Genomic DNA, 6,337 nt, shown 5'->3' on the forward strand with positions numbered 1-6,337 from the left:
CCACTCCTGCGCCGACCCGACGGCGGCCCGGCTGGTGACCACCGCGTACCAGACGATCCAGTCCCGGTGCGTGCCCGGGAAGCACCAGATCGGCGCGGCGATCCTGGACGACCACGGCCGGGTGTGGACCGGCATCCACCTGGAAGCGACGGTCGACCGGCACTCGCTGTGCGCCGAGGGAGCCGCACTGGCCCTTGCCCGTCTCGGCGCGCCCAGCGTGCGCCTGCTGGCGATTGCGGCCGTCCGCTACCCGAAGCCCACCGAGAGCGGCGGCGGACAGATCGTCTCCCCATGCAGGGGATGCCGCGAGCTCCTGTCCCATCACGCCCCCGACATCCAGGTGGTCGTCCCCCGCGGCGAGTCCGGCGTCCTGGTGTCCATCGCCGAGCTGTTCCCAGAAAAGCACGGCGGCACGCAGTGGCCTGAGCGGCCCACCGACGGCTTCTGCCTGAACACCTAACTGCCCAATGGGGCAGCCGTCGATCCGGCTACCACCCAGCGGACTCTCCCTGAGCACCCCCACCATCCCCGACAACTCCGAGGAGGCACCGGCGTGCCCGAACTGAGCGTCGACACTGCCCTGATCTTCTATGCGGCGCGCGGCCGCAGCGCGCCGATGGCTCGCGACCTCCTGCACGAACTGAACGCCCGAGGTCACACCACCCGCATCCACGCCGGGTCCCTCGGCCACAGCGGCGACCCTAGCCACGCGCCTACCTTCTACGCAGGGCTCGACGTCCTCCCCTACGACTACAACCCGGCGTTCGCTGCATGGCAGCTAGGAGAAGATCCCCAAGACCTCGAAGAACTGCCGTTCCACCCCTCCTTCGAGGACCGGTCGATGGGCCAGGCCGACTGTCCCGACCCGATGTTCGCCGCCATCCCCGTCCGGGGCGCGATGCGGCTCGCCAACGCCTGGCACCGCCACCTCCTCGACCACCGCCCCACAGCGCCCGTCGACGTCCTCCATCTCCACCACCTCTCCTACCTACAGACGGCCGCCTACAAGGCCTACGGTGACGTTCCGACCGTCACGACCCTGCACGGCACCGAGCTGACGTATCTCGATGCGATCGTCCGCCGCATCAACCTCGCACACCGCCTCGACAGCGACGTCAACTCCATCGCCGCGAACTTCCCCTTCGATCGCATCCACCGCTCCGTCACCATTGACCGGATCACTCGCCGGCACCAACTCAGCGATGAGGAAAGGCTGCTGCTGGAAACCACGGACTGGGCGAAGTGGCGGCACACCGAAATCTGGTACCACCGGCTGCTCCACGCCGCCGACCTCGCCGGGCAGATCGTCACCGTGTCCGAGCAGGACCGGGACCTCGCGTGCCGCCTCCTGCCCTCCATCGCCGGCAAGGACGTGCCGGTCATCAGCAACGGCGTGAACGCCGCCGACCGCTACGCCGACCTGTACGCCGAGGTGATCAGCCGCACGCCGACCCCCGCCGCCCGGTGACCGACTACCAGCGTCGGCAATGCGCCCGCCGACGACTTCCTGACCCAGGCCCCAGATCCCTACCCCGGCCCAGCCCCGGTCCGGCCCAGCGCCCGCCGCCAGGCCGAGCCGCCGCCGTTCCACCCCAGCGGCTCCCACTTCCTCGCCCCTCCCCCCACCGTGCCGCGCCCGGCACGCTCGCCCATCCCCCTGTACCGGCGGCCCTGGCGTGTGCGGTACCCCTACATGAACGGAGACCCCACGACGTGACCGCGCCCATGATCCGCGCACTGATCTTCGAGCTCTACGGGATCTTTCAACACCTGGACAACCAGGGCGCAGCCGACGGTGAGAAAGCCGCCGGCCTCCCGCCCCTCACCATCGCCCGCTACGCCTACGAGCACGACAGCTGGGAGATGGCGAAGCTCGGCCAGATCACCGATCAGCAGTGGACGGATCACGTCGAACGCCGTTTGCTCGCCGACTTCGGCCCGCAGGCGCGCACCGCGATCGGGCCCTGGCGTGCGGATCGGGGCCGAGCGGACAAGGAGATGATCGGCCTGTTGCAGCAGGCACGCAGGGCGATGCCGTGCGGCGTGCTGGCCAACGCCACCTCGGCCATGCATTCCGACCTCGCCTTCCACAGCATCGAGTTCGACTTCGCGTTCAGCTCCGCCGACCTGGGCGTGACCAAACCCGATCCGCTCGCCTTCGAAATGGCCGCTGCCCGGATGAAGGTGAACCCAGCCGAGATCTACTACTTCGGCGATTCCGTGCGCTGCGTCGCAGGTGCGCGCGCGGCAGGTCTGAGTGCCGAGCGTTTCACCAGCGCGGCCACCTGCGCCCAGCGCCTCGCGACCCTCGGTGTCCCGGTCGGTTCGGGGGCTGCGGCATGACCTCCGTGCTGCCCGTGAGAACCCCGGGCGCCAGTCTGCAGCCCCCGGTGGTGTACCCGCCCGGCTCCCGCGAGGCCGAGCCGGTGGATCGGCCGTCGACGATGCGGGTTGCCCACTGCCTCGACCGCTGCCCATCCGTACCGGCCGAACAGGAACAGCCGGAGAACAACCGGGGCAGCGGAGCCGGGACGGTATGCGGGCCTCGCGCGTCGGAGGTCGCGGCGATGGCGGGAATCCCGGTCGCTCTGCTCAAGGGCCATGGCGGCTGGGCCACCGTCACCGCCACCACTGGCTCCCCGGGTTCGGATGACGAGATGCGGTATGTGCGGACGGAGGCGGCCTACGACGACGAACAGCGGGTCGAGGTCTTCGCCCCGCAGGTGGGCACGCCGGAGGAGATCGTGGCGAAGGCATGCCCTGCCGGGAGGACCCAGCCCGGCCTTCTCGGTCCCGCCGGGCAGCACATCTGGGGGGTGGAGCGCAGCGCGGACGGCCGGATCGCCCGTGCCGTGTCCTACCGGGGCTGGACCGTCCTGGCCGTCACCGCTGACACCGACGGCCAGGGCCGGATCCCCATCCTGCGCTTCGTCTGGGGCGGCCCCGAGCACCGGGGTGGACCCGGACAGACGATACGCAACCTGGCCTGATCCAGGGCCAGGGTCAGCGAAAGGCGGGGCCGGGAGCACCCGACCCCGCGTCACAAGTGCCCTCCCCCATCGGTGGAGAGGGCGAGTTGAGGGAGGTCCGATGGTCGGCAAGCAGGCCCATGAGATAGCAGTGCTGCCCATGAAGAAGGGCACGCGACTCGTCGGTGCGGCGCGCGAGACGCTCGCGACCGACCTGAAGAAGAAGTACGACGCGGGTGCGAGCATCCGGGCGCTCATGCAGGACACAGGCCGTTCCTACGGCTCCGTGCACCGCCTGCTCAGCGGCGCCGGGGTGATCTTCCGGGCCCGTGGTGGAGCGCTCTAGAGGAAGCAGAGGACATGAGGAAGAAGAAGGACAGCGGGTCGGACTACACGGTCAGCGGTGTCTTTCAGCCGCGGAACGGATCGGCATCGCCCACGGTCCTGCGGACCTATGTGCACGCCGACTCCGCCGAGCAGGCGACCGAGAAAGGCATGGCGCAGCTCAACGGGTCGCACGGCGGCCAGGTGGTGCACGGGCGCACGAAGGTGACCGGCGCCCCGGTGCCGGTGGATGACGCCGACCTGTAGCCGGTTGGCGGACTTCCCCTCCTGAGGGACGCGCCGACAACCGCAAGCCGAAGCCCCCGGCACTCCAGCCAGAGGCGGCAGCGGCCGATCTCCGACAGGCCGAGCCTGGCGGGCCGCCAGCGTCACCGTGGCTGCTGCACGGCCAACCACAGTACTGGAAGGGACTCCCAGCATGCCCCTAAGCCCTGACTACACCCCCACCGCCACCATGGTTCAGCAGTGCATCGACGGCCACGGCGACCGCTTCGCCCAGGTGTTCGGCGAGTACTTCGCCGCCTTACACCGCGGCTTCGACGCCGACTACCGAAAGGCGCAACACCGATGACGACCATCCCGACCGGGCCCACCGGGCGGATCATCACCCTGCTGGGCATCGACGGCTCGGGCAAGGACACCGTGGCCGAGGCCCTGAAGCGACGCCTGGAGGGCAGGGACATCGAGGTGGAGCACCTCTCGCGCCGCGACTACCTCCTCACCAAGCCGACCGGGCAGACCGCCGATCTCCACCGCACCATGTACGACGCCTCCCTGCGCGCCTTCTACACCAAAGCGGTCACCGCCGAGGGCGAGGACCTGGCCGACGAGATGCCCTCCGAAGGCGACCTGCGCGACCCGCTGCTGGAGAGAGTCCTCGCCTTCACCGAGATCTCCGCCAACAGCGCTCACACAGTGCTCGCCTCCGCCGTGTCCGAGATCGCCGGAGGCATCGCCTACCGGGAGACCGTGCTGCGCCAGCGCGCCGCCCGCACGGGAGGGGTGCTCATCGAAGCCTCCAGCCTGCTGCGCTCGGTCCTCAAGAACTGCATGCTGGTCCGGCACGCGGCCGGCGAGGGCACCCCGCTGTACCACTCGGCCACCGCCGTACTGGACTGCGCGGTGACCCTGCTGCGCCCGAACTCATCCAGGATCATCCCGGTCCTGGTGCGCTGCACCCCGGCCATCGCCTACGAGCGGCGGATTCTGCAGTCGGGGCGGCTCGGCCCGATGGAGCACTACGGGCCGATGGGCGGGGACGCGACCCGCGCGGCGTACCTGGACCTCCAGCACCGCGTCCAGCACTTCCTGGACCGGCGGATCGCCGAGGACTGGCGGTGCGTGGTCGTGGACATGGACGGCCCACGGGACATCACGGTGCCAGCCGCAGTGGACGCGATCCTCGCAGATGAGCGGATGGCAGGGTGCTGACACGGCCGAGGGCCGGCCGCCCGGCGCCCGGACGACCAGCCCACCGTGCGGGGGTGCTACTTGCCGAAGCGGCGCTCGCGCTGCGCGAAGGAGCGCAGCGCGCGCAGGAAGTCCACCCTGCGGAAAGCGGGCCAGTTCACGTCCACGAAGTGCATCTCCGCGTAGGCGCTCTGCCACAGCAGGAAGCCGGACAGGCGCTGCTCGCCGCTGGTGCGGATGATCAGGTCGGTGCGGTCGGCCTCGCCCTGGGAGTAGAGGTTGGCGGAGATGTGTTCGACGTCGATCACCTCGGCGAGCTCCGCCGGGTCGCCGCCGTCGGCGGTGTGCTGGCGGAACGCGGAGCGGACGGCGTCGACGATCTCGCGGCGGCCGCCGTATCCGACCGCGACGTCCACCCGCATCCCGGTACGCCCGGTGGTGCGGTCGGCGGCCTCCTTGAGGGCGGCGGCATTCTCGGCGGGCAGCAGGTCGAGGGAGCCGATCACCCGCACCCGCCACGGCCGGCCGGGCTCGGCGAGACCGGCCACGGTGTCCTGGATGATCCCGAGCAGCGGGATCAGCTCGTGCTCGGGGCGGCCCATGTTGTCGTCGGACAGCATGAACAGCGTGACGTGCTCGATCTCGGCGCCGGTGCACCAGGTCAGGAACTCGTCGACCTTGGCCCCGCCGACCCGGTAGCCCTCCGCGACGTCGCTGTGGCCGGCCGCCCTGGCCCAGCGGCGGTTTCCGTCGAGCATGATGCCCACGTTGCGGGGGCGGGGCAGGCCCTCCAGCCCCTTGATCACCCGGCGCTCGTACACCGGCATCGCCAACTCGCGTACCCACATGGGAAGAAGCATCGCCCCTCCAAGGACAAACCCGGATCAACTGGACAACGACAGTAGCAGTCATCCCGTCAACTCCCTTATCAGTTCAGCCAATCGAGGAGATCACCTGTGAAGACCGCCGAAGAACTGGCCGACGCGCTGGATACCGTCGACTGGGACGACGCGCACCAGGCACCCGCAGCCAGCCGGGCCGTCCTGCGCCACCTCGCCGAGGACCGGCGGCTGCTGACCGACCTGGTCGAGGCCGTCCCGCGCTCACACGACGCCCTGGCACGCTGCGAGCACCACCCGGTCATGTCCCGCCTCGTCCTGGCCGAGCACCCCGACAGCCTCTGGTGCCTGCGCCTGCACGTCTTCCACGCCGCCGAGCGCGACCTGATCCCGCACACCCACCGCCGCCCCTTCAGCTCCCAGATCCTGGCCGGCGGATACCTCCACGCCTGGCACCGCCGCATCGACGGCGAGCAGGCCGGACCCTTCACCGCGAACGACCTCGTCCCGGCCATCGTCTCCCTGGAGACACCAGGCAGCGACTACACGCTGGGCGACCCCCTCATCCACCAGACGATCATGGAACCCGGGACAGTGACCCTGTTCCTGTCCGGCCCGGACCGCCAGCCCACCTGGTGGGCCGCCGAAGACATGGGCGGAGAAGTCAAGCAAATGAAGGCCGACGACGGCCGCCTCTCCTTCAACATGACCAAGGCCGACTACGAGTCCATCGCCACCATGCTCGCCAAGCGCGGCATCATCAACGGAAGGACC

The 6,337-nt window shown here is 70.0% G+C and carries 10 protein-coding genes; 9 read left to right on the plus strand and 1 reads right to left on the minus strand.

All coding sequences use genetic code 11. The features are described 5' to 3' along the window. From P3T39_RS37005 to P3T39_RS37040, 8 genes are all read left to right on the plus strand, one after another. Positions 1 to 460, plus strand: a 460-nt coding sequence (locus P3T39_RS37005; RefSeq protein WP_280703718.1) for a hypothetical protein, incomplete at its 5' end; no start/stop codon positions are given. A 93-nt stretch (positions 461 to 553) separates the two neighbouring features. Then, positions 554 to 1,468, plus strand: a complete 915-nt coding sequence (locus tag P3T39_RS37010) for a glycosyltransferase (protein ID WP_280703719.1) — start codon at positions 554 to 556, stop codon at positions 1,466 to 1,468. Between the two features lie 245 nt (positions 1,469 to 1,713). Beyond that, positions 1,714 to 2,343, plus strand: a complete 630-nt coding sequence (locus tag P3T39_RS37015) for an HAD family hydrolase (protein ID WP_280703720.1) — start codon at positions 1,714 to 1,716, stop codon at positions 2,341 to 2,343. Beyond that, a complete protein-coding gene (locus tag P3T39_RS37020; protein ID WP_280703722.1) occupies positions 2,340 to 2,990 on the plus strand; it encodes a hypothetical protein in 651 nt (216 codons plus the stop codon). Before P3T39_RS37015 ends, P3T39_RS37020 begins: the two co-directional genes overlap by 4 nt. Before the next feature lie 100 nt (positions 2,991 to 3,090). Next, on the plus strand, positions 3,091 to 3,315 hold the full coding sequence (locus P3T39_RS37025) for a helix-turn-helix domain-containing protein (protein ID WP_280703723.1): 225 nt from the start codon (positions 3,091 to 3,093) through the stop codon (positions 3,313 to 3,315). 14 nt (positions 3,316 to 3,329) lie between these two features. Continuing rightward, the gene (locus P3T39_RS37030) at positions 3,330 to 3,560 is read left to right on the plus strand and encodes a hypothetical protein (RefSeq protein WP_280703724.1); all 231 of its coding nucleotides are present in this window, start codon (positions 3,330 to 3,332) and stop codon (positions 3,558 to 3,560) included. Positions 3,561 to 3,732: 172 nt separating this feature from the next. Next, positions 3,733 to 3,885: a hypothetical protein gene (locus P3T39_RS37035; protein ID WP_280703725.1), complete on the plus strand. Its 153-nt coding sequence runs from the start codon at positions 3,733 to 3,735 to the stop codon at positions 3,883 to 3,885. Continuing rightward, positions 3,882 to 4,745 (plus strand): hypothetical protein, encoded by an 864-nt coding sequence (locus tag P3T39_RS37040; RefSeq protein ID WP_280703727.1) that lies wholly within the window; start codon positions 3,882 to 3,884, stop codon positions 4,743 to 4,745. The genes P3T39_RS37035 and P3T39_RS37040 overlap by 4 nt, the downstream gene beginning before the upstream one ends. A 56-nt stretch (positions 4,746 to 4,801) precedes the next feature. Here P3T39_RS37040 and P3T39_RS37045 read toward each other — a convergent pair whose 3' ends face one another. Next, positions 4,802 to 5,572 (minus strand): isoprenyl transferase, encoded by a 771-nt coding sequence (locus tag P3T39_RS37045; RefSeq protein ID WP_280703730.1) that lies wholly within the window; start codon positions 5,570 to 5,572, stop codon positions 4,802 to 4,804. Positions 5,573 to 5,680: 108 nt separating this feature from the next. On the opposite strand from P3T39_RS37045, the gene P3T39_RS37050 reads away from it, so the two are divergent. After that, the coding region (locus tag P3T39_RS37050; protein ID WP_280703729.1) for a hypothetical protein at positions 5,681 to 6,337 on the plus strand (657 nt) is incomplete at its 3' end.

Origin of the sequence: Kitasatospora sp. GP82 (genome assembly GCF_029892105.1) — a bacterium.
In the GTDB taxonomy this organism is placed as follows: domain Bacteria; phylum Actinomycetota; class Actinomycetes; order Streptomycetales; family Streptomycetaceae; genus Kitasatospora.

What these genes read in the sequence shown, in the direction of transcription:
- P3T39_RS37020 (WP_280703722.1), top strand. Translation starts at nt 2,340, where the DNA reads ATGACCTCCGTGCTGCCCGTGAGAACCCCGGGCGCCAGTCTGCAGCCC.
- P3T39_RS37025 (WP_280703723.1), top strand. Translation starts at nt 3,091, where the DNA reads ATGGTCGGCAAGCAGGCCCATGAGATAGCAGTGCTGCCCATGAAGAAG.
- P3T39_RS37030 (WP_280703724.1), top strand. Translation starts at nt 3,330, where the DNA reads ATGAGGAAGAAGAAGGACAGCGGGTCGGACTACACGGTCAGCGGTGTC.
- P3T39_RS37035 (WP_280703725.1), top strand. Translation starts at nt 3,733, where the DNA reads ATGCCCCTAAGCCCTGACTACACCCCCACCGCCACCATGGTTCAGCAG.
- P3T39_RS37040 (WP_280703727.1), top strand. Translation starts at nt 3,882, where the DNA reads ATGACGACCATCCCGACCGGGCCCACCGGGCGGATCATCACCCTGCTG.
- P3T39_RS37045 (WP_280703730.1), bottom strand. Translation starts at nt 5,572, where the DNA reads ATGTGGGTACGCGAGTTGGCGATGCCGGTGTACGAGCGCCGGGTGATC.